The organism is Rhodococcus sp. TAF43 (assembly GCF_052113525.1).
GTDB lineage: Bacteria > Actinomycetota > Actinomycetes > Mycobacteriales > Mycobacteriaceae > Prescottella.
Window position 1 is genome coordinate 1 of the sequence record NZ_JBFRDL010000055.1, and the last position, 24,387, is coordinate 24,387.

Here is a 24,387-nt window from a genome sequence, read left to right on the forward strand (position 1 = left end):
CTCCATCGGAGCACCCTCGATCCAGGCGTAGGTCCTCCATCGGAGCACCCTCGATCCAGGCGTAGGTCCACGGTCCTTCGTCGAGTGCGACGATCGCGATCGTGTACGGGATGACATCGGTGTACGTCCGGCTGGGGGAGACCTCGAGGACGGTCCAGGCGACGATCGACCCGGTGCCCTCCGACGGCGTCCGGCTGATCTCGGTGCCGCGGCACGACGAGCACGTCGACGCCTCCGGGGCCAGGAGTGAGCCGCAGTCGTCGCAGCGRCCGATCGTGAAACGGTCCACGGTGGTGGTGCGGGGAGGTTGGTTCTGCATCGGGATACCTCGACTTCGTGAAGCTTGGGATGTCCGACTCCCACAGTTCCAACTGCGACGCAAGAGCACGACGGTAGAACTGCCGGGGGGCATACCTATTTCCCGATCGGGTAGGTGCCCGGGCCCGTGTCACACGGCGTCGTCTTCGACCTGTTTCCCCTGTTCGACGACCCAGGCGGCGATCTGGGTGCGCGAATTGAACCCGAGCTTCGCGAGCACGTGCTCGACGTGGCCGTGGACGGTGCGCTGCGAGATCACCAACTGCTCGGCGATGGCCCTGTTGGTCAGGCCCTGCGCCACCAGTTCGGCAACCTCCTGTTCGCGTGGCGTCAGATCGGTGGCGGCGCGCTCGGCGGAGCCCTGACGGGGGAGCTCTCCCTCGGCCGCGAATACGACGATCTCGTCCCGCGTGAACCCTGATCCCTGGCGGACGGCCGCGTCGAATGCGCGGTCACCGAGAGCGCGCTGACACAGGCCACGGGCCTCCTCGCGGTTGTACCGCAGCGCCGGGATGACGACACCCGGGTTTCCGGCCGCGGACCACAGGGTGTCGGCGGCACCGAGCAGGGTCGCGCCCCGCGGGAAGTCGTGCGTCGCCGTGGCCGTCCAGGCGAGCGCTTCCACACAGACCGCGGTCCCCAGCAGGTCGTCGACATCGCCACTCAACTTCACCGCCTGCTCGAACAGGGGACGCGCCTCCTCCGGAGCGTCGTGCCACAGCGCGAGTCCCTGCATGCTCAGGGCGTACGAGCGATAGATCGATTCTCCGTGGGCGCTGGTGATGTCGAGGACCTCGGCGGTGTACTGGGTGGTCTCCTCGCGCTCGCGGAGTACCGCGGTCGCCGTTGCCAGGCCGAGCACGGTGGTGACGTGCCGGAGCCGATTCCGGCCGGCGCGGACGGTGTCGAGGATGCTGCGGAGCAACCGGATCGCTTCGGACGGGTCGCCGGCGTAGATCTGCAGGTGTCCGGCAGCATCGATGACGTCGACGTCGGTCTCGCGATCCCCGATCCGGGCGGCGACGTCGGATGCCTCGGCGACCAGGGCTTCCCCCGCTGCGACGTCGCCCTGGTTCGCGGCGAGGAGCGCTGCCGCGGCCAACGCCTTCACCCGTTCGGGCGTCGGATCGCCGCCCTGCGCCGCCAGCGCCCGGCCGAGCCAGAGACGGCCCTCGTTGAGGAGGCCACGGGAGATCCAGAACATATAGAGCACGTTCGCGATGCGGAGGCCGTTCTCGGCCTCGCCGGGCTTGGTCATGCAGTACTCGAGCGCATCGCGCAGGTTGGACCGTTCGCGCTCGAGTCGCGCGACCCACGCGGGCTGGTTCGGGCCGATCCACTCGTCCTCGCACTGTCGCGTCAACGTCTGGTACCAGTCCCGGTGCCGGCGGCGCAGAGCGTCGTGCTCGCCGGCCGCGTGCAGGCGCTCGAGGCCGTAGTCGCGCAGCGTCTCGAGCAACCGGTATCGCACGACGCCGTCGTATTCCTCGCGGATCAGGATGGACTTGTCGACGAGGGAGGCGACGATGTCGAGTAGATCGTGCGCGGCGAGGTCGCCAGCCGCGATCGCCTCGGCCGCATCGAGTTCGAATCCGCGCGGGAAGATCGACAGCCGCCGCCACAGCTCCTGCTCGGTCGGGGCGCACAGGTCGTGGCTCCAGTCGATGCTCATGCGCAGGGTCTGCTGACGGTCGGGCGCGGCTCGGCCGCCCCCGGTGAGCAGGCGGAACCGATCGGTCAGCCGCTCGAGGACCTGGTTGACCGACATGGCCCGCAGCCGGGCCGCCGCGAGTTCGATGGGCAGGGGAAGTCCGTCGAGCTCGGCGCAGATCGCGAGGATCGTGTCGCGGTTGTCCTCGGTGAGTTCGAATCCGGGAACCGCGGCGCCGGCCCGCTCCACGAACAGGTTCACCGCCTCGTACTCTGCCAACGCCCGCGTCGGCGTCGATCCGTCCGGGACGGGGAAGCTCATCGGGGGGACGCGGAACACGGTTTCCCCGCCGATCGCGAGCGGCTCCCGGCTCGTCGCCAGGATGCGTAGTTCGGGACACGCCCGCAGCAGGGCCTCGGCGAGTTTCGCGACGGCATCGATCAGGTGCTCGCAGTTGTCGAGGACGAGCAGCATCTTCCGGGAGGCCAGGTAATCGGTGAGGATCTGCGTGGTGGGGACCGCCGACTGCTCCCGCAGGCCGAGCGCCGCCGCCACTGCCTCGGCTGCCAGCTGCGGGTCGCGCCGCTCACCGAATTCGACCAGCCACACACCGTCGTCGAAGGCGCGCCTGGAGTCGGCGGCGACCCGGAGCGCGAGTCGTGTCTTGCCCACTCCGCCGATGCCCGTGAGCGTCACGAGACGGGAGGCAGAGAGGAGTCGTCTCGCCTCGGTCACCTCGTGGCGACGTCCGACGAAACTGGTCAGATCGAGGGGCAGGTTTCCGATCCTGCCCCGCATCGCGGGCGCCATCGTGACCCTCGTCTCCGGGACCCTGCGCTCTCGGTCCCCTGCGGTCACGGTACGCCTGTGTGCCATATCGGGGTGTGACCTGGCGATATGGCACACAGGCGAGATCCTCACACCCGGGTGACGTCGACCGGTTGGTCTCCGTCGCGGCTGTGTACCGCGAGGTCGACACGGACGATCGCCGCGGAGGTCCGTGAGGCCGAGCGCGAGATGCTCGACGGCGTCCTCGGGCCGACCGGCGAAGAACTGCGAAAGGTGCTGGCCGCACTCGCCAAGGCCCGAAGCGTCATCTTGCTGCGGCTCCGCGATCCGGCCGAACCCCGCACGGGTCGTCGGCCGCGGTGTCAGCGCCCATGGGCTGCGTCGGGGTTCTGTCCGCACTCGACGTCGGCCGATCGGGGCGCTCCCGACGGATCTGCGACAGCGGCCCGGGGTGTTCGGTCAGCCGGTGCTGCGCGGCGGATCCGATCGTCACGAAGACGGCGGCGAGCAGTGCGCCCGCGATCACGTCGGTGAGCCAGTGGACCCCGAGGTAGACGCGTGTCGCGGCGACGACGACGACTCCCACGACGACGATCGCCGCGGCCACGGCGCGTACGTATCGGCTCCGTCCGATCGTGAGGATGACGGCCGTCATGCCGAGCAGTGTCGCCGTTCCGGTGACGTGACCCGAGGGAAACGAATAGTCGGCCTCCATGACGAGCTGAATCGGGGCCGGCGGTCGATCGCGTCCGATCAGCTGCTTGAGCGCGGTACTCGCAACCGCCGCTGCGCCTACCGTGCCGATCAGGACGACGGCCGGTATCGGCGATCGGGCTCGCCGTGCGAGCAGCGCGGCCACGACAAGTGCCAGCGCGACCGTGGCGACGGGGCTCCCCAGATCGGTGACGACCACGGCCGCGGTGTCCAGCGGCGGGGTCCGGTGGGCCACGAACCATGATGTGACCGGGCCGTCCCAGTCGGTCAACCACCCCTGTGCGTGGACCTGCACGCCCAACCCGGCCAGTGCGATGACGAGCCCGGCCCCGCGGAGCGCTGCCGAGGAGTAGGTCCGGCCGCCTCGGACCACACCGACCGCGAACACGACGACCGCGATGCCGATGATCGCGATCGCCACCTCGGCGGTGGCGGACTCCGTCACGGCTTCGGTGGTGGCGGTGCGGGCGAGGTCGAGAATCCGGGACATGCACTCAGGGTTCCAAGTGGGCGCTGTGGAATCGCTGAGAGACGATGGGGGATGCGGCGTGCATCTGCTCTAGTGACGATGCACACCCGATGACGCGACGGAGGACCTGTGCGAATTCTGCTGGTGGAGGACGAGGTGCGTCTTGCGGAGACGGTCCGCCGCGGGCTGGTCGCCGAAGGATTCGTCGTCGACGTGGAGAACAACGGACTCGACGGTTTCGAAGCTGCTGTTTCGGGGGACTTCGATGTGGTGGTGCTCGACATCATGCTGCCGGGCAAGCACGGCTACGACATCGTTCGCGATCTCCGTCGGCGCGGGGTGTGGACCCCGGTGCTGATGCTGTCCGCGAAGGACGGCGAGTACGACCTGGCGGACGCCTTCGATCTCGGCGCCGATGACTATCTGACCAAACCGTTCTCGTTCGTCGTGTTGACCGCGAGACTGCGCGCACTGGTCCGACGGGGCGCGCCCGAGCGCCCCGCGGTGTTGAGTGCCGGGGGCCTGGAACTGGATCCGGCCCGGCGACGGGTCAGCCGCGGCGAAACGGTGTTGGCGCTGACACCGCGGGAGTACAGCGTGCTCGAGTTCCTCATGCGTCGGGCCGGATCGGTCGTCTCCAAACGCGAGATCCTCCAGTCGGTGTGGGACAGCAACTACGACGGTGACGACAACATCGTCGAGGTCTACGTCGGGTATCTGCGCCGAAAGGTCGACGGACCGTTCGATGCCCATACGATCGCCACGGTGCGCGGGGCGGGCTACTGCCTGGAGCTCGATTCGTAACTGTCCGGATCGGCCGGCAGTGTCACGACCAACCGCGCACCGCCGCCGGGGGATTCGGCGGCGTATACCGAACCATGATGCACGGCAGCGATTTCTGCGACGATGGCGAGCCCGAGTCCCGTGCCCCCGCCATCACGCGTGCGGGGCGAGTCCAGGCGGACGAACCGTTCGAAGACACGGGCACGCTGCGCTTCCGGTATCCCGGGGCCGTCGTCCTGGACCGCGATCACCGCCGAGCCGTCGTGCAGCGCGCATTCGAGACGAATCTCGTTGCGGGCATGACGTACTGCGTTGTCCACGAGATTGCGGACCAGTCGAGCCAGCTGCTGGGGGTCGCCGCTGACCCTGACGGGGCTGATGGCCGTTCGCACCTGAACTCCGGGAAGTGCTCGACATCGCACGGACTCCGCGTACAGGAGATCGTCGATGTCGACGTCGACGGCATGTCCGGACAGCCCCTGCTCGTCGGCTCGGGCGAGGGTGAGAAGGTCCTCGAGAAGGTCGCGCATCCGTCGCTCCTCGGGAAGCAGGGCCTCGTCGACCAGGGCCGTGTCGATCAGTTCGGGTCTGGTGTGAGCCAATTCGAGTGCAGCGGTGATGGTCGCGAGCGGGCTGCGTAGCTCGTGCGAGGCGTCGCTGACGAAGCGCCGCTGTGTGGTGTCGCCCTGTTCGAGACGTGCCAGCATGTCGTTCATTGTCTGTGCCAGGCGGGCGATCTCGTCCCTCGTCGGCGGGACCGGCACGCGCTCGTCCAGTTGTCCTGTCGATATCGACGCCACTCGGGTGCGGATCTCCTCGACCGGGCTCAACGCGGCGCCGACGAGACGATAGGTCGCGAATGCGACCAGTGCGACCACCAGGGGACCGCCCAGTGCCAACAGCAGGGCGACGGTGGTGACGACTTTCTCGACCGGTTCACGGTCGGCCCCGACCAGAACGGTGAAGCGGACCGGCGGCCCCGTGCTGCGGGCGATCAGCCAGTAGTCGCCGCCCTCCCGGTCCTCTACCCGCCCGAGCGATACCTCCTCGCCGGGCTCGACTGTCGGCGTTGCCAGTGGGTCCTGCGGGGCTCCAGCGGATTCCGCAACGATCACGCCAGTGCTGTTCAGGATCTGGATCGTACCGACCTGGGCGTCGGTGGCGAGGAGTCCGGGATCGAGCGCTCCGGACGCCTCGCTCTGCAACTGAGTGGCGATCTGTTGAGCGCGCGTGCTCGCCGCGTCCTGTGCCGATTGCCCGAGCGCACGATAGAGGACGAAGACCATGGCTCCGCCGGCGAGGACGAGGCACAGGATCACCACCAACGCGGCTGCTGTTGCGGATCGCGCGCGGACGTTCCACTGATTCGGATTCAGCGAATGGAGCCGCATGTTCACCTGTTTCCCGGACTCGACAGCGTGATCGTCACTCGGACGATACGTGTCGCCCACGTGCGTGTTCGGGCAACAGACGGGGTTCTTCAGCGTATCTTCAGCGGCCCGATGCCAGTCTTGCAGCCGTGAGGGCCACGACGCAGATCCTGAACAAAAGTTCCGGAGATCACGATCTACTTCTGGATCATCAAAATCCTGGGTACCACGGTCCTCCGGGGTCGAGATGCCGCTGGGGCGGCCCCGAACTCGTCTCGATCTGACATCCTCTACTCCAAGGATCGTTCCGAACCGTCCGAGGACTGCTGTGGACCGTCGCACCTTTCTCATCACCCTGGCGCTGGGGGCCCTCGGTGCGGCCGCGGGCTGCGGACATCGGCCGAGTGGCGACGCGAACGCCGGCACGGGCTCGGGGCAGCGCCTGCCTGAAGGCGACACGATTTCCGCGCCGCCGACCGCGAGACTGTCGACACCGCCACCGGTGCGCGTGCCGATCCCGCCGGGGACTCTCACCAGCCTGCCGCCGGGCAACACCCTCGCCTTGACGGTCGACGACGGCGCCGACAGCGAGGTCGTGGCGGCCTACATCGAGTTCGCGCGCACGTCAGGTGCGCGGTTCACGTTCTTCGTCACCGCCGCCTATCCCACGTGGACGGAACACCGTGACGCCCTGCGTCCGCTGGTGGACAGCGGCCAGATCCAGCTGGCCAACCACACGTGGGACCATCCCGACCTGACCAAGCTGTCGTCGGCCGGGGCGTCCGAGCAGCTCTCGAGGACCCGCAGCTTTCTCCGGAACACCTACGGCACAGAAGGGACGCCGTTCTATCGGCCTCCGTTCGGATTTCACAATCCGGCGGTCGACGCGGTCGCCGCCGACCTGGGATACACGACACCCACCTTGTGGAACGGATCGCTGTCGGACTCCCAGGTGATCACCGAGGACTATCTACTCCAGTGCGCGCGAAAGTATTTCACGGCCCAGGCGGTGGTGATCGGCCACGCCAATCACCCCCCGGTGACTCATCTCTACCCTCAGTTGCTGGACATCATCGTCGAGCGGCGGCTCGCGATGGTGACACTGGACGACGTGTTCACGACCAGGTGACTCGCCTGGTTGTTCGAGAGGTGCCGCAGGTGCCCAGTCCGGGGGTTCGTGCGGCGTCCTCTCCGGTCCGGTCGGGACCGGAGAGGACGCCCGGCAGGACGCCGGACTACTGGCCGCGGATCGCGTCGAACACCTTGGGGTCGACGAGGGTGGAGGTGTCGCCGAGGTCGCGTCCTTCTGCGATGTCGCGCAGGAGGCGGCGCATGATCTTGCCGGAGCGGGTCTTGGGCAGTTCGGGCACGACGGTGATCTGCCGCGGCTTGGCGATGGGGCTGATCTCGGTGGAGACCTGCGCGCGTAGTTCCGAAATGAGTTGTTCGCCAGTATTTTCCATGCCTTCGCGGAGGATGACGTACGCGACGATGCCCTGGCCGGTGGTCTCGTCGGCGGCGCCGACGACGGCGGCCTCGGCGATGGCGTGGTGTCCGACGAGTGCGGATTCGACCTCGGAGGTGGAGATGCGGTGGCCGGAGACGTTCATGACGTCGTCGACGCGGCCGAGCACCCACAGGGCGCCGTCCTCGTCGTACTTGGCGCCGTCGCCGGCGAAGTACCAGCCTTCCTCGGCGTAGCGGGACCAGTAGGTGTCGCGGTAGCGGTCCATGTCGCCCCAGATGCCGCGCAGCATCGACGGCCACGGCTCGTCGAGGACCAGGTAGCCGCTGCCGCCGGCGCCGAGTTCACGGGCTTCGTCGTCGACGATCTTCGCGGAGATACCGGGCAGCGGGGCCATCGCGGAACCGGGCTTGGTGGCGGTGATGCCGGGCAGCGGCGAGATCATGATCGCGCCGGTCTCGGTCTGCCACCACGTGTCGACGATCGGCGCGGTGCCGCCGCCGATGACGTCGCGGAACCAGCGCCATGCCTCCGGGTTGATGGGCTCGCCCACCGAACCGAGCAGCCGGATCGACGACAGGTCGTGCGCGTCGGGGATCTCGCGGCCCCACTTCATGAACGTGCGCACCAGCGTCGGCGCGGTGTAGTAGATGGAGACGCCGTACTTCTCGATGATCTGGAAGTGGCGGTGCTCGTCGGGGGAGTTGGGGGTGCCCTCGTAGACCACCTGCGTGACGCCGTTGCTCAGCGGCCCGTAGACGATGTAGCTGTGTCCGGTGACCCAGCCGATGTCGGCGGTGCACCAGTAGACGTCCTCACCGGCCTTGTGGTCGAACACGTTGTGGTGCGTGTACGACGCCTGCGTCAGGTAGCCGCCGGAGGTGTGGATGATGCCCTTGGGCTTACCCGTGGTGCCGGACGTGTAGAGGATGAACAGTGGGTGCTCGGCGTCGAAGGCCTGCGCCTCGTGCTTGTCGGACGCCTTCTCGACGGTGTCGTGCCACCACAGGTCCCGGCCGTCGGTGATGTCGACGTCGGCACCGGTTCGCTTGACCACCAACACGTTCTGCACGGACTCGGCGCCCGCGACGGCCTCGTCGACGGCCGGCTTGAGCGGGGCGGCCTGGCCGCGACGCCACTGTCCGTCCACGGTGACGACGAGCTTGGCAGCGGCGTCGTCGATGCGTGAACGCAGCGCGGTTGCCGAGAATCCGGCGAACACCACCGAGTGGGTCAGGCCCAGGCGGGCGCACGCGAGCATCGTCACGATCGCCTCGGGGATCATCGGCATGTAGATCGCAACCCGGTCACCCGCGACGAGACCCAGCTCGGTGAAAGCGTTTGCTGCGCGGCTGACTTCGTCGAGCAGGTCGTTGTAGGTGATGTCGCGGCTGTCGCCGGGCTCACCCTCGAAGTGGATCGCGACGCGGTCGCCGTTGCCGGCGAGGACGTGCCGATCGACACAGTTGTAGGCGACGTTCAGCTCGCCGCCGACGAACCACTTGGCGACGGGGGCGTCGGACCAGTCCAGGACCTCGGTCCACGGCGTCGCCCAGTCCAGCCGGCGTGCCTGGGTGTCCCAGAAGGCGAGCCGATCCCGATCGGCCGCGGCCTGCAGTTCGGGGCCGGCATTCGCGGCGGCCGTGAACTCTGCGCTGGGCGGGTAGACCTCGTGGGCGTCGGTAGCACTGCTCGTCATCTCGGCTTGCCTTCTTTCGGTCGAGTCCTCGGTCGGAGCCTCGGGAAATGTCACTGCGACGGTTCTCGCACGTGTGAGGGTAGTCACACGTGACCGGCGTCGCAGGGTCGCCTCCCGCGGAGCGGTCGCTGCCTGCGACTACCGGTCGATTCTCTGCGACGGATGGTTCGCGCGCACGGTTTGCACCCGGACATCTCGCCGCGGATTCGGCGACGCGGCTCGGTACGACGTTGCGATCGGGCTTCGAAACGGTGCCGATCCGACCGGGGGCCACCGGACCCCGGCGGCCGCGATCGAAGGCTGTCTATCGTCGCAACCACCAACCGAGCACTTCGGGAGGTGGGCAGTGGCTGTTCGACGACGGATCGCACGCGCCGCGGTGTCGGCGCTGGTGGTGGCACTGGCCGCGTCGCTGCTCGCGGCGTGCACCGGCGGGGTGGGTTCGGGCACGGGCATCGTCTACGCGTGGAGCGGCGAACCGCAGAACCCGCTGATCCCGACGGACACGAGTGAGAACACCGGTGGTCGGGTCCTCGACGCGCTGTTCGCGGGCCTGGTCTCGTACACCGCCGACGGCGGGGTCGAGAACGAGGTGGCGCAGTCGATCGAGACGGCGGACGGGCAGAACTACACCGTGACGATCGAGGACGGGTGGACTTTCACCGACGGCACCGCCGTCACGGCGCGGTCGTTCGTCGACGCGTGGAACTATGGCGCCCTGTCGACCGACGCACAGTTGCAGTCGTCGTTCTTCGACCCGATCCAGGGCTACGACGACGTCGCGGTCGCGAATCCCACGGCGACGACGATGTCCGGGCTTCGGGTGGTCGACGACCGCACGTTCACGATCACGCTGAAGCAGCCGGAGGCGGCGTTCCCGATGCGGCTCGGGTTCGCGGCGTACTACCCCCTGCCGCGGGCCGCGTACGCCGACATGGCCGCGTTCKGGCAACATCCGATCGGCAACGGCCCGTATCGGCTCGCCAACGACGATGCGTGGCAGCACAATGTGCGCATCGATCTGCTGTCCAACCCGGACTATCGCGGCAATCGTTCCGCCCGCAACGAGGGCGTGAGCTTCGTGCTCTACAGCAATCTCGACACCGCGTACACCGATCTGCTGTCGAACAACCTGGACGTCCTGGACGGGGTGCCGTCGAGCGCACTCGACACGTTCCAGGACGATCTGCCGGGGCGCACCGTCAACCAGCCGTCCGCGACGATCGAGACCTTCACGATCCCGGAACGCCTGCCGCGCTTCAGCGGCGAGGAGGGCAGGCTGCGCCGGCAGGCCATCTCGCAGGCGATCGACCGACAACAGATCACCGACCGGCTGTTCGCTGGCACCCGGACACCGGCACGGGACTTCACCAGCCCCGCCGTGCCCGGCTGGACCCCCGACCTGGTGGGAGTCGGCAACCTCGACTTCGCGCCCGACCGCGCCCGACAACTGTGGGCGCAGGCCGACGCGATCGCACCGTGGAGTGGGACGTTCGCGATCGCCTACAACTCCGACGGCGGACACCAGGACTGGGTGGACGCCGTCTGCAACAGCATTCGCAACACCCTCGGCATCGACGCCCGGGGTGCGCCGTATCCGACGTTCGCGCAGTTGCGGACCGAGGCCACCGAGCACACGATCCGGACGGCGTTCCGGTCCGGTTGGCAGGCCGACTACCCGCAGCAGTACGGGTTCCTGGCGCAGAACTATCAGACGGGAGGCAGTTCCAACGACGGCGAGTACTCCGACCCGGAGTTCGACGCCCTGCTGCGCGCGTCGGCGGGCGCGACCGATCCGGTCGAGGCGCAGCAGTTGATCGACCGCGCCCAGGAGATCCTGCTGCGGGACCTGCCTGCCGTGCCCAACTGGAACCGCAACGCGTCCGGCGGGTGGTCCGAGTACGTGACCAACGTCCGGATCGGATGGGACGGTGTGCCGCTCTACTACCTGGTCGAGAAGAAGTGACCGATGCTGCGATACACCGGCCGCCGTGTCCTGCAGATGATCCCGGTGTTCCTCGGGGCCACGTTCCTCATCTATGCGCTGGTGTTCCTGCTGCCCGGGGATCCGGTCGCCGCGCTGGCGGGTGACCGGGCGCTCACGCCGGCGGTCACCGAGCAGCTGCGCGCGCGGTACCATCTGGACCAGCCGTTCCTGGTGCAGTACCTGGAATACCTGAAGGGCATCCTCACCCTGGACTTCGGGACGTCGTACTCCGGGCGTCCGGTCAGTGAAGTTCTGGCACAGGCATTTCCGATCACCCTGAAGCTTGCGGTGATGGCGGTGGCGATCGAGACGGTGCTCGGCGTGGGGGCCGGACTGCTCGCGGGCCTGCGGCAGGGTGGCCTGTTCGACAGCACGGTGCTGATCCTGAGTCTGGTACTCATCGCGGTCCCCGTGTTCGTGATCGGGTTCCTCGCCCAGTTCTTCATCGGAATCCGTTGGGGCCTGGCCCCGCCCACGGTGGGCGCCGACACCAGCGTCGCGCGACTGTTGCTGCCCGCGTGTGTGCTCGCGTCGGTGTCGTTCGCGTACGTCCTGCGGCTCACGCGCACATCGGTCGCCGTCACCCTCACGGCCGACTACGTGCGGACCGTGACCGCGAAGGGGCTGTCCCGGCCGCGGGTCGTGTGGGTCCATGTGCTGCGCAACTCGCTGATCCCGGTGGTCACATTCCTCGGCGTGGACCTCGCGGCGCTGGTCGGCGGTGCCGTCGTCACGGAGGGCATCTTCAACATCAACGGCGTCGGCGGGACGATCTACCAGGCCGTCATCCGCGGTGAGGCGCCGACGGTCGTGTCGTTCGTGAGCGTGCTGGTGGTCGTGTACCTGGTGGCGAACCTGCTCGTCGATCTGTTGTACGCGGTGCTGGATCCCAGGATTCGCTATGTCTGATCCGTCCGGGGGCGGCGGCATGTGGGCATCGGCCTGGCAGCGACTGCGGCGGCGGCCGATGTTCTTCGTCGCGTGCCTGATCCTGTTCGTCGTGGCGGCGGTGGCGCTGTTCCCGTCGGTGTTCACGGACGTCGATCCGCACTACTGCACGATCGCGGACAGCCTCGCACCGCCGCGCGCCGGGCACTGGTTCGGGTTCGATCGTCAGGGTTGTGACGTGTACGCGCGGACGGTGTACGGCGCGCGGCCGTCGGTGACGGTGGGCGTGTGCGTCACGGTCGCGGTGACGGTGACCGGTGTGCTGTTCGGTGCGTTGGCCGGCTACTACGGCGGCTGGGCCGATTCGCTGCTGTCGCGCGTCGCCGACATCTTCTTCGGGATCCCGCTGATCCTCGCGGCGATCGTGCTGATGCAGTTGTTCGCCGACCGCACCATCTGGACGGTGGTTGCGGTGCTGGCGCTCTTCGGGTGGCCGCAGATGGCGAGAATTGCTCGTGGAGCGGTCATTTCGGCGAAATCGCACGACTACGTCCTCGCGGCGCGGGCGGTGGGAATGACTCGTCCGGGGATCCTGCTGCGCCACGTGCTGCCCAACGCGCTCGCCCCGATCATCGTCGTGGCCACGATGTCGCTGGGCACGTTCATCGTTGCGGAGGCGACGCTGTCGTTCCTCGGGATCGGGTTGCCGCCCAGCACCGTGTCGTGGGGCGGCGACATCAGTACCGCGCAGGTGACGCTGCGGCGGGGCTCGCCCATCCTGTTCTATCCGGCCGGAGCCCTGGCCGTCACCGTGCTGGGGTTCGTGCTGCTGGGGGACGCGCTGCGGGACGCCCTGGACCCGACCACGGCGAGGCGACGATGACCGATCCGGTGCTCGCGGTCGAGGGCCTCGCGGTGACCTTCGGGTCGGGTGCGGGCGCGGTGCACGCGGTGCGTGGCGTCGACCTGACGGTGCATCCGGGCCAGACGGTGGCTGTCGTCGGCGAATCCGGTTCCGGCAAGTCCACGCTCGCGCATTCGATCATCGATCTGCTGCCCGGCTCGGGGCGGGTGACCGGGGGCCGGATCCTGTTCGACGGCGTGGATCTGGCCCGGGCGTCGAAGCGCGAGTTCGTGCGCGTGCGCGGGAACGGGATCGGATTCGTGCCGCAGGACCCGGCCACCAACCTCGATCCGGTGTGGACCATCGGATTCCAGGTACGGGAGACGCTGGCCGCCAACGGGATTGCAAAGGGGCGAAGCGGGCGCCGGCGGGCGGCCGTACTGCTCGGGGAGGCGGGACTCGACGACGCCGAGGCGCGGGCCGGGCAGTATCCGCACGAGTTCTCGGGCGGTATGCGTCAGCGGGTGTTGATCGCGATCGGCCTCGCGGCGCGTCCGCGCCTGCTGATCGCCGACGAGCCGACCTCGGCGTTGGACGTGACGGTGCAGCAGCGCGTCCTCGACCACCTCGCGGAGTTGACGGGCGAACTCGGCACGGCGGTGCTGCTCATCACACACGACCTGGGTGTCGCCGCCGAGCGTGCCGAGCACGTGGTGGTGATGCGTGCGGGGTCGGTCGTCGAATCCGGTCCGGCCGAACGGATTCTGCAGGACCCGGAGCATCCGTACACGCGCCGGCTCGTGGCCGCGGCGCCGTCGTTGTCGGCGGGGTCGGTGCGGCCTCGTCCGCCGGCGCCGAGTGCCGCACCGCTGCTCGTCGTCGACGGCCTCCGCAAGGTGTTCCGGCGTCGCGGCGCGCGACTCGGCGGTCACTCGGACGGCGGCGTCGTCACCGCCGTCGACGACGTCTCGTTCGCCGTCGAGCGGGGCACCACGACCGCGATCGTCGGCGAGTCCGGATCCGGTAAGTCGACGGTCGCGCGCATGGTCCTCGGACTCCTGACTCCCGACGCCGGTTCGGTCGTGTTCGACGGCACGGACATCGCGGCACCGGAGCACCGGGAGAAGGGCTTCCGACGCCGGGTCCAGCCGGTGTTCCAGGATCCGTACGGCAGCCTGGATCCCACGTACTCGGTGTTACGCATCGTCGAGGAGCCGTTGCGGGTGCACCGGATCGGTGGGCGCGGCGACCGAGTCGACCGGGTGCGTGAACTCCTGGATCGGGTCGCGTTGCCGGCGGAGATGATGCGACGCTTCCCCGCCGAGCTGTCCGGCGGTCAACGCCAGCGGGTCGCGATCGCGCGGGCGCTGGCGCTCGGGCCGGATCTGGTGGTGTGTGACGAGGCGGTATCGGCGCTCGACGTCGTGGTCCAGGACCAGATCCTGCGGCTGCTCGACGAGCTGCAGCGCGAGCTGGGTCTGACGTACGTGTTCATCAGTCACGATCTGGCCGTCGTGCGCCGGATCGCCGACCGGGTGGTGGTGATGCACGAGGGTCGGGTGGTCGAGTCCGCGCCGACGGAGGAGGTGTTCGAGCGCCCCGGCCACGAGTACACGCGGCGGCTGCTCGACGCGATCCCCAGCGGCCGGCGGCCGCGACCGGACCGCGGAGGGGCGGGCGGGGCGGCGGGGTAGCGTCTGCAACCGTGAGTGATCCCGTGACTGATCCCCTGCAGCCGCTGTTGGACCTGCCCGGTGTGCGCGAGGCAGCGGACCGCGCGCGCGACGCGCTCGGCGAGGTGCATCGGCACAAGACGAACCGCCGAGGTTGGCCGCAGACCGCCACCGAGGCGTCCGTCCGCGCCGCCCGCGCGTCCGCGTCGATCGACGGCGGGTCGACCGAGCTGCCCCTCCCCGAGACCGTCGGCGATCCCGTGCTGTCCGGTGCGTTGCGCGTCGCGCAGGCCCTGGACGGGGATTCGCTGACGGTCATCCTCCCCACCTGGCAGCGCGCCCCGCTACAGGCCCTGGCCCGCCTGCACCTGCTCGCGGCCGCGGACCTCGTCGACGATCCGGAAGCGCTGGGACGCCCGCGCAGCGATCCGGGAGTGGGGGAGCGGCTGGACATGCTGGCCCAGCTGATCACCGGGGGCACCCGGGTTCCGGCGCCGGTGCTCGCGGCCGTCGTCCACGGCGAGTTGGCCGCACTCCGACCGTTCGGGGTCGCCGACGGCATCGTCGCCCGCGCTGCCTCTCGACTGGTGGCCACCTCAACCGGACTGGACCCGCACAATCTGGGTGTGCCGGAGGTGAGTTGGATGCGGCGGGCTCCGGCGTACCGGGACGGCATCACCGGATTCGCATCGGGCACGCCGGAGGGCGTGGGCAGCTGGGTGATCCTGTGCTGCGGCGCGCTCGAGGCCGGAGCGCGGGAGGCGATGTCGATCGCGGAGGCCGCCGCCGGCTGAGGTGTGATCGGGCGCGGGATCGTGCCCGCACATGCGAAGCGGGTGGTGTCACCGACGATGATCGGTGCCGCCACCCGCTAGCACGGACTGCCGGGTTACCAAGCGTGCAAATGTGGGTTGTGTGTCAACGGCCTCGGCGTGGGCTCGGGCGGTGCCGGGTCGTCCCCGCAACCAGTGCGGAGTCCTCACCGTCAGTCATCCGAGTCACGCAGGCCCACAACGCTTCTGCCCTTATAGTGGCTTGCTGCTTCGCGTGGGTGCCTGGTGTCCGTGCTGGGAAGTCCGTTTGGGGGATCGATCCTTCTCTTCCGGATCGGTCCTGGCCTGTCGGCCTTCCGTAACTCCTTTGTACCCCGTGCTCCGACCCACTTCAAGTGGCAATTTTCCTTTGTGGCAGATGCGCGTTCATCGCTTCCGGCGTCGCATGCTGTAGGTGAACACGCCCGCGACGGCGGCGCTCGAGAGCACCGCCGCGGCCGCCGCTACGGTGGTGCGCGACGGCGACTGGAGCCGGGCGCGCAGCGAAACCGGATTGGAGAAAGACAATACGGGCCAAGCGCTTTCGGCGGCTGCTTTTCGCAGAGCCCGGTCCGGATTGACCGCGGTCGGGTGGCCGACGGCCTGCAGCATCGGTATGTCCGTCACCGAATCCGAGTACGCATAGCACCGCGACAGGTCGTAGCCGTGCCGGTCGGCGAGCGCGTGCATCGCCTCGACCTTGCCGTCGCCGTAGCAGTAGAACTCGAGCTCGCCGGTGTACCGGCCGTCCTCGACCACCATGCGGGTCGCGGTGCTGTGCGTGGCGCCCAGGGCCTCGGCGATGGGCGCCACCACCTCCTCGCCCGACGCCGACACGATCACGATGTCGTGGCCGCGGAGCTTGTGGTCCGCGATGAGATCGGCCGCCTCGGCGTAGATCAACGGATCGACGATGTCGTGCAACGTCTCGGCGACGATGCCGCGGATCTGCTCGACGTCCCAGCCGGCCGTCATATTCGTCAGATGCGTACGCATCCGCTCCATCTGGTCGTGGTCGGCGCCGGAGAGGAGGAAGAGGAACTGCGCGTAGCTGCTCTGCAACACCGAGCGGCGGGTGATGAGCCCCTGCGCGAAGAACGGCTTGCTGAACGCCAGTGCGCTCGATTTGGCGATCACGGTCTTGTCCAGATCGAAGAACGCGGCCACGCGGCCGCGTTCGGTGAGTTCGCTCGGGGAGGCGTTCACCTGACCGAGGATAGGCGAGGGGCTGCGCGCCGCGATCGACGACACGGGATGTGGCGGGGCGGGCGGTGAGGTCTAATCGGACGTTCCGGGCGGGCCTGCGAATTGATGAACTTGCAAATAAACCTGGATCTGGGTGTATTATTGCTTCTACCTGGACGCGATCCAGGCGTGTTCAGCCCGACCCCCCGGGGCTGAACTCTGACGACCCCCGCCTCCTCCCCCCCTGGCGGGGGTCGTCCCCTAACTTCTCCTTTCCCGGTTCGAACTCGCGGTGATGACGCGCGCTCGCCGTCCGTCCGCGGTTCCGGATCCTGTGGTTCACCAAGGTTTCCGTCCGGCGTTATCCAGGGCATTTTCGCAGCGTTCCGTCGGGATTCCCGGGTTCCCGGCGTGCGGCTGCGGGCGGCAATCCGCTGCCGGGCGCGGTAATTCGGCCTCATTCGTGCCGATCAAAAAAATCGTACGTCTGTACCAGAATTTATCCACAGCCCCCGATTCTGTGCACATTCCCCGAAACCTGCTTTTCTGTCGGGTCGGTGGTGCGGAGGCTTGCTGTCATGGACATCGATTCCCGTGCGCCGTCTGCCTCCGGGCGGCCCGGAGTGCTCGCGTTGGTGAGTGGTCGCGCCGTGGTGCAGACCCTGCGCTCGGTCGCGGCCGCCACCGATCAAACGTTTGACTCGATGTCGGGGCTGCCCGGACGGCGAGCGTGGGAGCAGGCGGACCTGGTGGTGGTGGACACGACCGCGGCGCGGGAGTGCGCGGCGCGACTCCCGCGCCGCGACCGGGTGCTGCTCGTCTGCGACGGTCCACCCACGCTGCCCGACTGGCAGGCGGCCACGGCGGTCGGTGCCGAGAGTGTCCTCGGCGTCCCCGAAGACGAGGCCGCGCTCGTGACGGTGTTCGGCGATCGGGGTGCTGGACGGCAGGGCGACGGCACCGTCGTCGCGGTGATCGGCGGCTGCGGTGGCGCCGGCGCCTCGACGCTCGCGGCAGCCGTCGCGGTCGAATCGGTCGGGTCCCGGGCTCCCCGGCGGACACAGCGGCACGGGCCCGGAAGGACCACCGCATCGTCGACCTCGTCGACGATCCTGCTGGACGCGGACCCGATGGGCGGGGGAGTGGACCTGCTCCTGGGTCTCGAGAACGCGCCGGGGCCGCGGTGGTCGGGCCTGACCGTCGAGGGCGGGCAGGTCTCGGCCGAGGCCCTGCACGCGGCGCTGCCGTCGCCCCGTCCCGGCGTCGGTGTGCTCGCGTGCGACCGCGGCCGCGCCCACGTCGCTGGGCCCACGCCGGCCGCGGTGACGGCAGTTGCGGAAGCCGGCCGCCGGGCCGGCGATCTGGTGGTGTGCGACATCCCTCGGCAGGCGTCGGCGGCCAGCGACAGTCTGCTCGACATCGCCGACATCGTCGTGGTCGTGGTGCCGGCCACGGTGCGGGCGGGTCTGGCGGCCGAACGGGTCCTCGCACGGATCGCCGAGCGAAACCCCAATCAGGGCATCGTTGTTCGGGGTCCTGCTCCGGGCGGACTGCGCGGCGCCGACCTCTCCGAGACGCTCGGGGTGCCGTTGATCGCCGCGATGCGACCGGAGTCACACCTCGATGCGATGCTCGAACGGGGCGGACTCGACCTCGGCTCCCGGTCTCCGCTGGGCGCGGGGGCGCGCGCGGTACTCGACCTGCTCGGCGCCCGGCCGGGGCGGTGGTCCGCGTGAACGCGGTGACTGCGGTCAATACGCTCGAGTCCACCGATCTGCTCGAGCGGGTGCGTGACCGCCTCGCGCTCACCGAGGGCGAGCTCACGCCGGCGACGGTGGCGGCGGCCATCCGCGCCGAATCGGGTGGGGTCCTCGGGGACACCGACCTGCTGGCCGCGCTGCGGATGTTGCAGACGGAACTCACCGGCGCGGGCCCGCTCGAGGCGCTGCTCGCGGTGCCCGGTGTCGCGGACGTCCTGGTGACGGCGCCCGACGAGGTGTGGATCGACCGCGGCACCGGACTCGAGCGGACCGCGGTGACCTTTCCCGACGAGGCCGCGGTCCGGCGGCTCGCGCAGCGGCTGGCACTGTCCGCGGGGCGCCGTCTGGACGACGCGCAGCCCTGGGTCGACGGCCGCCTTCCGTCGATCGGCCACGGCGACTTCGGGGTTCGCCTCCATGCCGTGCTCGCGCCGGTCGCGCAGGGCGGCACCTGCGTCTCGCTGCGGGTGCTTCGGCCCGCGACCCAAGGGCTCGACGAACTCACCGCAGGCGGTGCGGTGGACCCTGCGGCACGCGCGCTGCTCGACGCGATCGTGCGGGCGCGGCTCGCGTTCCTCGTCACCGGCGGAACCGGTGCCGGCAAGACCACCATGCTCGCGGCCATGCTCGGACAGGTCGGTGCCGCGGAGCGGATCGTGTGCGTCGAGGACGCCGCCGAACTCGCACCCGCGCACCCGCACGTGGTCCGCCTGGTCGCACGCGCACCGAACGTCGAGGGGGTCGGCGAGGTCACGGTGCGGGACCTGGTCCGGCAGTCCCTGCGTATGCGGCCCGATCGCATCGTCGTCGGTGAGGTCCGTGGTGCGGAAGTCGTCGACCTGCTCACCGCGCTCAACACCGGCCACGACGGCGGCGCCGGGACGGTGCACGCCAACTCTCCAGGGGAGGTCCCGGCGAGGCTCGAAGCTCTCGCGGCGCTCGGTGGGCTGGATCGGCAGGCCCTGCACAGTCAGCTGGCCGCAGCCGTCCAGGTGGTGATGCATGTCCGGCGGGATGCGTCGGGAGGCCGCAGGCTCGTGGAAATCGGGGTCCTGGAACGGGATTCGTCGAGCGTCGTTCGCGTCGTCCCGGCGTGGACGTGGGAATCCGGCGCGGGACCGGGATCCCGGGCGTTGCGCGAGCTACTGGACGCCAGGTGTGCGCAGTGATCGCGGCGATACTGTGCCTGGCGGTGGCGATTCTGGCCGCCCCGAGCGGAAGCACGCGTCGGCGGCTGCGATCGATGTCGTCGGTCATGCCCAAGCCTTCGACTCCGTCGTGGATGTCGCGGCTGAGGCTCTCGCCGTTCGATCTCGCGCTCGCAGGGTGCATTCCGCTGGCCGTACTGGGCACGCCGACCGCCGCAGTCGCGGCGGCGGTCGGGGCGGCCACTGCGCGGGGACGCCGCCGCCGGCGCTCCGCATCGGCGCACCGGGAGCGGGAACGACGGAGCGTGCTGGCGGGCCTGGATGTCGTGATCGGTGAGCTGCGGGTCGGGGCGCATCCCGCTGCGGCGTGCGAATCTGCCGCGCAGGAATGCGACGGGGCGGCCGCGGAGGCGTTCCGGAGCGCGGCCGCGCGCGCCCGACTCGGTGGCTCCGCGGCGAGCGGCCTAGTGGCGAACGGGGGCGTCGTGGCCGATGACCTGCGGCGTATCGCGGATGCGTGGGCGGTCGCCGAGGCCCACGGTCTCGCGTTGGCCGAGCTTCTCCATGCCGCACGGACAGACCTGTTGGGACGCAGCCGATTCCGTACCCGTGCCGAAGCGGGATTGGCGGGGGCGCGGGCCACCGCGGCGGTCCTGGCCGGGCTGCCGGCCCTCGGAATCGGGCTCGGTCAACTCATGGGTGCGTCCCCGGTGCGGGTCCTCCTCGGTGGGGGCCTCGGCGGCGCGCTGCTCGTGACCGGCACCGTGCTGGTCGCGGTCGGGTTGCTGTGGACAGACCGCATCGTCGGCCGGGTGGTGAGCTGATGTGGCCGGCGTTGATCCTGGTGGCGGCGGCGGTCCTCGTCGTACCCGGATCGGGTCGGGCACGACGGCGGTTGTGGGCGTCCGGGGTGCCGAACATCGGAACATCGAACACCGGAACGGCGGACGTCCACATCCCGAACGCGGGCGCGACCGGTGGTCCGGCGGACCCGATGGCGGTCGCGGGCGCGTTCGACTTGTTGGCGGCATGCCTCAAGGCGGGGCTGCCGGTGTCGACGGCGGCCGCCGCCACCGCGCGGTCCGCACCGAGCCCGCTCGCGGATTCCTTGCGGCGTACGGCGGATCTGTTGGCGCTCGGTGCCGATCCGGCGACAGCGTGGGATGTCGTCGCGGCGGAACCCGCGACGGAGGCGCTCGCCCGGATGGCGCGGCGGTCGGCGCGATCGGGTGCCGCACTGTCGGCGGCGATCGGGGAACTGGCCGCGCAGCAGCGCGGCGATGCCGAGGACGCCGCGGTGGCCGCGGCAGAGCGGGCCGGCGTCCTCATCAGTGGTCCGTTGGGACTGTGCTTCCTGCCCGCGTTCATCTGCCTGGGAATCGTCCCGGTGGTGATCGGGTTGGCCGGTCAGGTGCTCCAGGGTGGGCTCCTGTGACCGGGGGAGGGGTGTCCGGCGCGGAAGGGCCGTGCCGGAATCGATCGAAAGGGAAGTCCAATGTGGGGGAAGAAGTTTCAGGAGATGCAGGCGCGACTCGTCCTCGCGGCGACTGCGGACGACGGCATGTCGACCGCGGAGTACGCGATCGGCACCATTGCCGCCGCTGCGTTCGGCGCCATTCTCTACACCGTCGTGACCGGAGACTCGATCGTCTCCGCGCTCACCGGCATCATCGACAAGGCGTTGGCCACGTCGGTGTGACGGCGCGGTCCGTCCTGCGGCGGGAGGACGGTGCGGTCACGGTGGAGGCGGCGATCGCGATCGCCTCCATCGTGACCGTGGTGGTGCTCTGTGTCGGGGCGATCGTCGCGGTGTCGGCGCAGGTGCGATGCATCGACGCGGCCCGGGAAGCGGCGAGGCTGGCCGCCCGCGACGACCGCGCCAACGCAGTGTCCGTGGCCGGCCGGGTCGCGCCATCCGGTGCGGAGATCACGCTCGACGACGACGGGGAGTTCGTCGTGGCCACCGTGCGGGCGCGCGCATCGCTGCTGCCGCTGGTCGAGTTGTCGGCCGAGGCGGTCGCGGTCCGCGAACCGAGGGGGGCGGACGGGTGACGCGTCTTCGGGAGGACGAGTCCGGCGGTGCGACGGTGTTCGCGTGCTTCGCGCTGGCGGCGCTCGTCGCAGTCACGGCCGGACTCGTACACGTCGGCGGGGCGGTCGCCGCTCGTCATCGGGCGCAGGCGGCCGCGGATCTGGCGGCGCTCGCGGCGGCCTCCGCGCTGTCCGACGGCGACGAATCGCCCTGCGAGGCAGCCGTGTCGATCGCAGTCCGGATGGGCGCCACGGTGCCGAAGTGCACGGTGAGCGGCTGGGACGTGGTGGTCGGGGCGGAGGTGCGGGTGGGATCGGTGTCGTTCGTCGTCGGCCCCGCTCGCGCAATTGCGCGGGCCGGACCGGCCGAGTGAGCGCGTCAGGCCACCGTGCGGTCCGGGTCCACCGCCGCCAGCACCGCGGCGAGAACCCGGACCGCGCCGTCCTTGTCGAGCGGATGGTTGCCGTTGCCGCACTTGGGGGAGTGCACACACGAGGGGCAGCCGGCGGCGCACTCGCACGAGTCGATCGCGTCCCGGGTCGCGCTGAGCCAGCGGACCAGTTCGGCGTGGCCGCGGTCGGCGAACCCGGCCCCGCCGGGGTGGCCGTCGTAGACGAACACCGTCGGCAGGCCGGTGTCCGGGTGCAGCGCCGTCGAGACGCCGCCGATGTCGCCGCGGTCGCACGTTGCGACCAGTGGGAGCAGCCCGATCGCGGCGTGCTCGGCGGCGTGCAGCGCGCCGGGGACGCGATCGGCACCGATGCCCGACTCCTCCAGCAGTTCCGGTGTGATCGTGTACATCACGGCCCGGGTCTGCAGGGTCTGGGCGGGCATGTCGAGTTCCACCGAGTCCAGCACCTCGCCGGACGACAGCCGGCGCAGGTAGCCGACCACCTGGTGCGTCACCTCGACCTGCACCAGCGCGACGCCCACGTCGCCGTACGGCTTGTGTTCGGCGACGTCGCTGATCGCGATGTCTGTGATCTCGCGGGCAGATGTGGTCCAGTCCGGATCCTCGGAATGCACCAGGGCAATGCCCTCGTCGAGATCCAGATGGTCCACGACGAACGACTCACCCTGGTGGATATGGACGGCCCCCGGGTGCGCGGTCGCCGGGGCGCGGCCGGTGTCGACGGTGCCCAACAGTCGCCCGGATTCGCCGTCTACGATGGCGACCTGGCCGCCGATGCCGCCGCGAATGTCGAGGTTGCTGTGCGGATCGGACTCGGCGGTGACGAACCAGCCGTGCGCCCGACGCCGGATCAGGCCCTGCGCGGCCAACTCGGTCAGCACTTCCGTCCCGCCGAAGTCGGTGACCTCGGCATCGGACAACGGCAGCTCCAGCGCCGCACACAACAACTGTGGGCCGAGGACGTACGGGTTGGTCGGGTCGGTCACGGTCGCCTCGACCGGACGATTCAGCAGCGCCGACGGGTGGTGCACCAGATAGGTGTCGAGTGGGTCGTCGCGCGCGACGAGCACCACGAGCGATCCCTCGCCGCGCCTGCCGGAACGCCCGGCCTGCTGCCAGAACGAGGCGACGGTGCCGGGGAAGCCGGCGACGACGACGGCGTCGAGTCCGGCGATGTCCACCCCGAGTTCGAGAGCGTTCGTCGTGGCGACGCCGAGTAGCCTGCCGTCGGCCAGCGCGGTCTCGAGCTCACGGCGGTCCTCGGCGAGGTATCCGGCGCGGTAGGCGGCCACGCGCCCGGCCAGGTCCGGGTCGATCTCGGTCAGCGCTCGACGGGTGCCCATTGCGGTGAGTTCCGCGCCGCGGCGCGACCGGACGAAGGTCAGCGTGCGGGCGCCTTCGACGAGCAGATCCGCCATGATGCGCGACGCCTCCGATCCCGCGGCCCGTCGGACCGGTGCGCCGTTCTCCCCGGTGACCGAGGTGAGCAGCGGCGGCTCCCACAGCGCGATGGTGCGGGGCCCGTGCGGTGAGCCGTCCTCGGTGACCTCGGCGCACGGGGCGCCGATGAGCCGAGACGCGGCCGCGCCGGGATCGGCGGTGGTCGCGCTGGCGAGGACGAACACCGGGTTCGCTCCGTAGCGTGCCGCAATGCGACGCAACCGACGCAGCACCAGGGCGACGTTGGATCCGAACACGCCGCGATAGGAGTGACACTCGTCGACCACGACGTACCGCAGATTGCGGAACAGGTGCGACCAGCGTTGGTGTGAACGCAGGATCCCGATGTGCAGCATGTCCGGGTTCGTGAAGATCCAGCGGGAGTTCGCCCGCGCCCACTGGCGGACCTCGGTCGGGGTATCGCCGTCGAAGCCGCTCGGGTGGATCGACCCGAGTTCGGGTTCGGACTCGGTGAGCGCGATCGCGGCGCGCAACTGATCGGCGCCGAGTGCCTTGGTCGGGGACAGATACAGCGCGGTCCCGCGGGAATCGCCCGCCAGGGCGGTGAGGACCGGGAGTTGATATGCCAGCGACTTACCGGACGCGGTACCCGTCGCGACGACGACGTGTTCGCCGGCCGCTGCGATCGAGGCCGCCTCGGCCTGATGGCTCCACGGTTGTGGAATACCGGCGGCCCGCAACGCGCGTACTGCGGCATCGGCAGCCCACTCGGGCCATTCGGCGAATCGGGAAACCCGCGGCGGAAGTTCGGCGGTGAACGTCAGAGGTTGTTCGCCCGCCGGTGTACCTGCCAGTACACGCTCGAGAAGTGTCCGCCCGAACGAGTTGTCGCCGTTTTCTCCCGTGTCGCGGGAGTGGGGCGAGGGGTTCACGGGGCCTCTTCCGGAATTGTCGTCGGTCGGCGTCCTGGGCGCGTTGCGCGCGCTG

21 protein-coding genes are annotated in these 24,387 nt (G+C 69.8%); 14 read left to right on the forward strand and 7 right to left on the reverse strand.

What is annotated here, in order from left to right; genetic code table 11:
* The 3 genes from AB4Z09_RS25030 to AB4Z09_RS25040 all read right to left on the reverse strand — a co-directional run.
* On the reverse strand, positions 1-319 hold a 319-nt coding region (locus AB4Z09_RS25030; protein WP_442240920.1), incomplete at its 3' end, for a Zn-ribbon domain-containing OB-fold protein.
* 129 nt (positions 320-448) lie between these two features.
* Entirely contained in the window at positions 449-2,779 is a 2,331-nt protein-coding gene (locus AB4Z09_RS25035; protein ID WP_442240931.1) for an ATP-binding protein, read from the reverse strand.
* A 283-nt stretch (positions 2,780-3,062) separates the two neighbouring features.
* The gene (locus tag AB4Z09_RS25040) at positions 3,063-3,962 is read right to left on the reverse strand and encodes a phosphatase PAP2 family protein (protein WP_442240921.1); all 900 of its coding nucleotides are present in this window, start codon (positions 3,960-3,962) and stop codon (positions 3,063-3,065) included.
* Between the two features lie 108 nt (positions 3,963-4,070).
* Here AB4Z09_RS25040 and AB4Z09_RS25045 point away from each other — a divergent pair, with 108 nt between their 5' ends.
* On the forward strand, positions 4,071-4,745 hold the full coding sequence (locus tag AB4Z09_RS25045; protein WP_442240922.1) for a winged helix-turn-helix domain-containing protein: 675 nt from the start codon (positions 4,071-4,073) through the stop codon (positions 4,743-4,745).
* On the opposite strand, the gene AB4Z09_RS25050 is transcribed toward AB4Z09_RS25045, so the two are convergent.
* Positions 4,721-6,115, reverse strand: coding sequence for an ATP-binding protein (locus AB4Z09_RS25050; RefSeq protein ID WP_442240923.1), 1,395 nt, complete (start codon positions 6,113-6,115; stop codon positions 4,721-4,723). The two genes, AB4Z09_RS25045 and AB4Z09_RS25050, sit on opposite strands and share 25 nt — an antisense overlap.
* 307 nt (positions 6,116-6,422) lie before the next feature.
* Here AB4Z09_RS25050 and AB4Z09_RS25055 point away from each other — a divergent pair, with 307 nt between their 5' ends.
* Positions 6,423-7,223, forward strand: coding sequence for a polysaccharide deacetylase family protein (locus tag AB4Z09_RS25055; protein ID WP_442240924.1), 801 nt, complete (start codon positions 6,423-6,425; stop codon positions 7,221-7,223).
* A gap of 106 nt (positions 7,224-7,329) precedes the next feature.
* Here AB4Z09_RS25055 and acs read toward each other — a convergent pair whose 3' ends face one another.
* Positions 7,330-9,258, reverse strand: a complete 1,929-nt coding sequence (gene acs, locus AB4Z09_RS25060; RefSeq protein WP_442240925.1) for an acetate--CoA ligase — start codon at positions 9,256-9,258, stop codon at positions 7,330-7,332.
* Positions 9,259-9,604: 346 nt separating this feature from the next.
* Here acs and AB4Z09_RS25065 point away from each other — a divergent pair, with 346 nt between their 5' ends.
* The 5 genes from AB4Z09_RS25065 to AB4Z09_RS25085 are packed head-to-tail and all read left to right on the forward strand — an operon-like array spanning position 9,605 to position 15,444.
* On the forward strand, positions 9,605-11,224 hold the full coding sequence (locus AB4Z09_RS25065; protein ID WP_442240926.1) for a peptide ABC transporter substrate-binding protein: 1,620 nt from the start codon (positions 9,605-9,607) through the stop codon (positions 11,222-11,224).
* A 3-nt stretch (positions 11,225-11,227) separates the two neighbouring features.
* The gene (locus AB4Z09_RS25070) at positions 11,228-12,154 is read left to right on the forward strand and encodes an ABC transporter permease (protein WP_174907885.1); all 927 of its coding nucleotides are present in this window, start codon (positions 11,228-11,230) and stop codon (positions 12,152-12,154) included.
* The gene (locus tag AB4Z09_RS25075; RefSeq protein WP_397484594.1) at positions 12,147-13,016 is read left to right on the forward strand and encodes an ABC transporter permease; all 870 of its coding nucleotides are present in this window, start codon (positions 12,147-12,149) and stop codon (positions 13,014-13,016) included. Before AB4Z09_RS25070 ends, AB4Z09_RS25075 begins: the two co-directional genes overlap by 8 nt.
* Positions 13,013-14,671: a dipeptide ABC transporter ATP-binding protein gene (locus AB4Z09_RS25080; protein ID WP_442240927.1), complete on the forward strand. Its 1,659-nt coding sequence runs from the start codon at positions 13,013-13,015 to the stop codon at positions 14,669-14,671. Before AB4Z09_RS25075 ends, AB4Z09_RS25080 begins: the two co-directional genes overlap by 4 nt.
* A 23-nt stretch (positions 14,672-14,694) precedes the next feature.
* Positions 14,695-15,444, forward strand: coding sequence for an oxidoreductase (locus tag AB4Z09_RS25085; protein ID WP_442240932.1), 750 nt, complete (start codon positions 14,695-14,697; stop codon positions 15,442-15,444).
* 405 nt (positions 15,445-15,849) lie between these two features.
* Here the strand turns inward: AB4Z09_RS25085 and AB4Z09_RS25090 are convergent, their stop codons facing one another.
* The gene (locus AB4Z09_RS25090; protein WP_114721374.1) at positions 15,850-16,668 is read right to left on the reverse strand and encodes an HAD-IB family hydrolase; all 819 of its coding nucleotides are present in this window, start codon (positions 16,666-16,668) and stop codon (positions 15,850-15,852) included.
* A 557-nt stretch (positions 16,669-17,225) separates the two neighbouring features.
* Here AB4Z09_RS25090 and ssd point away from each other — a divergent pair.
* From ssd to AB4Z09_RS25125, 7 genes are read left to right on the forward strand one after another with little or no spacing between them, the layout of a single operon-like run.
* Complete coding sequence (gene ssd, locus AB4Z09_RS25095) at positions 17,226-18,383, forward strand: septum site-determining protein Ssd (protein WP_442240928.1); 1,158 nt, start codon at positions 17,226-17,228, stop codon at positions 18,381-18,383.
* A 5-nt stretch (positions 18,384-18,388) separates the two neighbouring features.
* Entirely contained in the window at positions 18,389-19,576 is a 1,188-nt protein-coding gene (locus AB4Z09_RS25100; protein ID WP_442240933.1) for a TadA family conjugal transfer-associated ATPase, read from the forward strand.
* A complete protein-coding gene (locus AB4Z09_RS25105) occupies positions 19,573-20,379 on the forward strand; it encodes a type II secretion system F family protein (protein ID WP_174907893.1) in 807 nt (268 codons plus the stop codon). Before AB4Z09_RS25100 ends, AB4Z09_RS25105 begins: the two co-directional genes overlap by 4 nt.
* Entirely contained in the window at positions 20,376-20,990 is a 615-nt protein-coding gene (locus tag AB4Z09_RS25110) for a type II secretion system F family protein (RefSeq protein ID WP_441346814.1), read from the forward strand. The genes AB4Z09_RS25105 and AB4Z09_RS25110 overlap by 4 nt, the downstream gene beginning before the upstream one ends.
* Positions 20,991-21,050: 60 nt before the next feature.
* A complete protein-coding gene (locus tag AB4Z09_RS25115; protein WP_114721041.1) occupies positions 21,051-21,254 on the forward strand; it encodes a DUF4244 domain-containing protein in 204 nt (67 codons plus the stop codon).
* Positions 21,251-21,607, forward strand: coding sequence for a TadE family type IV pilus minor pilin (locus AB4Z09_RS25120; RefSeq protein ID WP_442240929.1), 357 nt, complete (start codon positions 21,251-21,253; stop codon positions 21,605-21,607). The genes AB4Z09_RS25115 and AB4Z09_RS25120 overlap by 4 nt, the downstream gene beginning before the upstream one ends.
* Positions 21,604-21,960 (forward strand): Rv3654c family TadE-like protein, encoded by a 357-nt coding sequence (locus AB4Z09_RS25125; protein ID WP_174907899.1) that lies wholly within the window; start codon positions 21,604-21,606, stop codon positions 21,958-21,960. Before AB4Z09_RS25120 ends, AB4Z09_RS25125 begins: the two co-directional genes overlap by 4 nt.
* A 5-nt stretch (positions 21,961-21,965) precedes the next feature.
* On the opposite strand, the gene AB4Z09_RS25130 is transcribed toward AB4Z09_RS25125, so the two are convergent.
* A complete protein-coding gene (locus AB4Z09_RS25130) occupies positions 21,966-24,332 on the reverse strand; it encodes a DEAD/DEAH box helicase (RefSeq protein WP_114721036.1) in 2,367 nt (788 codons plus the stop codon).
* Between the last annotated feature and the right edge of the window lie 55 nt (positions 24,333-24,387).

Coding starts and splice junctions, on each gene's coding strand:
- AB4Z09_RS25080 (WP_442240927.1), top strand. CDS start 13,013: ATGACCGATCCGGTGCTCGCGGTCGAGGGCCTCGCGGTGACCTTCGGG.
- AB4Z09_RS25115 (WP_114721041.1), top strand. CDS start 21,051: ATGTGGGGGAAGAAGTTTCAGGAGATGCAGGCGCGACTCGTCCTCGCG.
- AB4Z09_RS25075 (WP_397484594.1), top strand. CDS start 12,147: ATGTCTGATCCGTCCGGGGGCGGCGGCATGTGGGCATCGGCCTGGCAG.
- AB4Z09_RS25050 (WP_442240923.1), bottom strand. CDS start 6,115: ATGCGGCTCCATTCGCTGAATCCGAATCAGTGGAACGTCCGCGCGCGA.
- AB4Z09_RS25040 (WP_442240921.1), bottom strand. CDS start 3,962: ATGTCCCGGATTCTCGACCTCGCCCGCACCGCCACCACCGAAGCCGTG.
- AB4Z09_RS25070 (WP_174907885.1), top strand. CDS start 11,228: ATGCTGCGATACACCGGCCGCCGTGTCCTGCAGATGATCCCGGTGTTC.
- acs (WP_442240925.1), bottom strand. CDS start 9,258: ATGACGAGCAGTGCTACCGACGCCCACGAGGTCTACCCGCCCAGCGCA.
- AB4Z09_RS25035 (WP_442240931.1), bottom strand. CDS start 2,779: ATGGCGCCCGCGATGCGGGGCAGGATCGGAAACCTGCCCCTCGATCTG.
- ssd (WP_442240928.1), top strand. CDS start 17,226: ATGGACATCGATTCCCGTGCGCCGTCTGCCTCCGGGCGGCCCGGAGTG.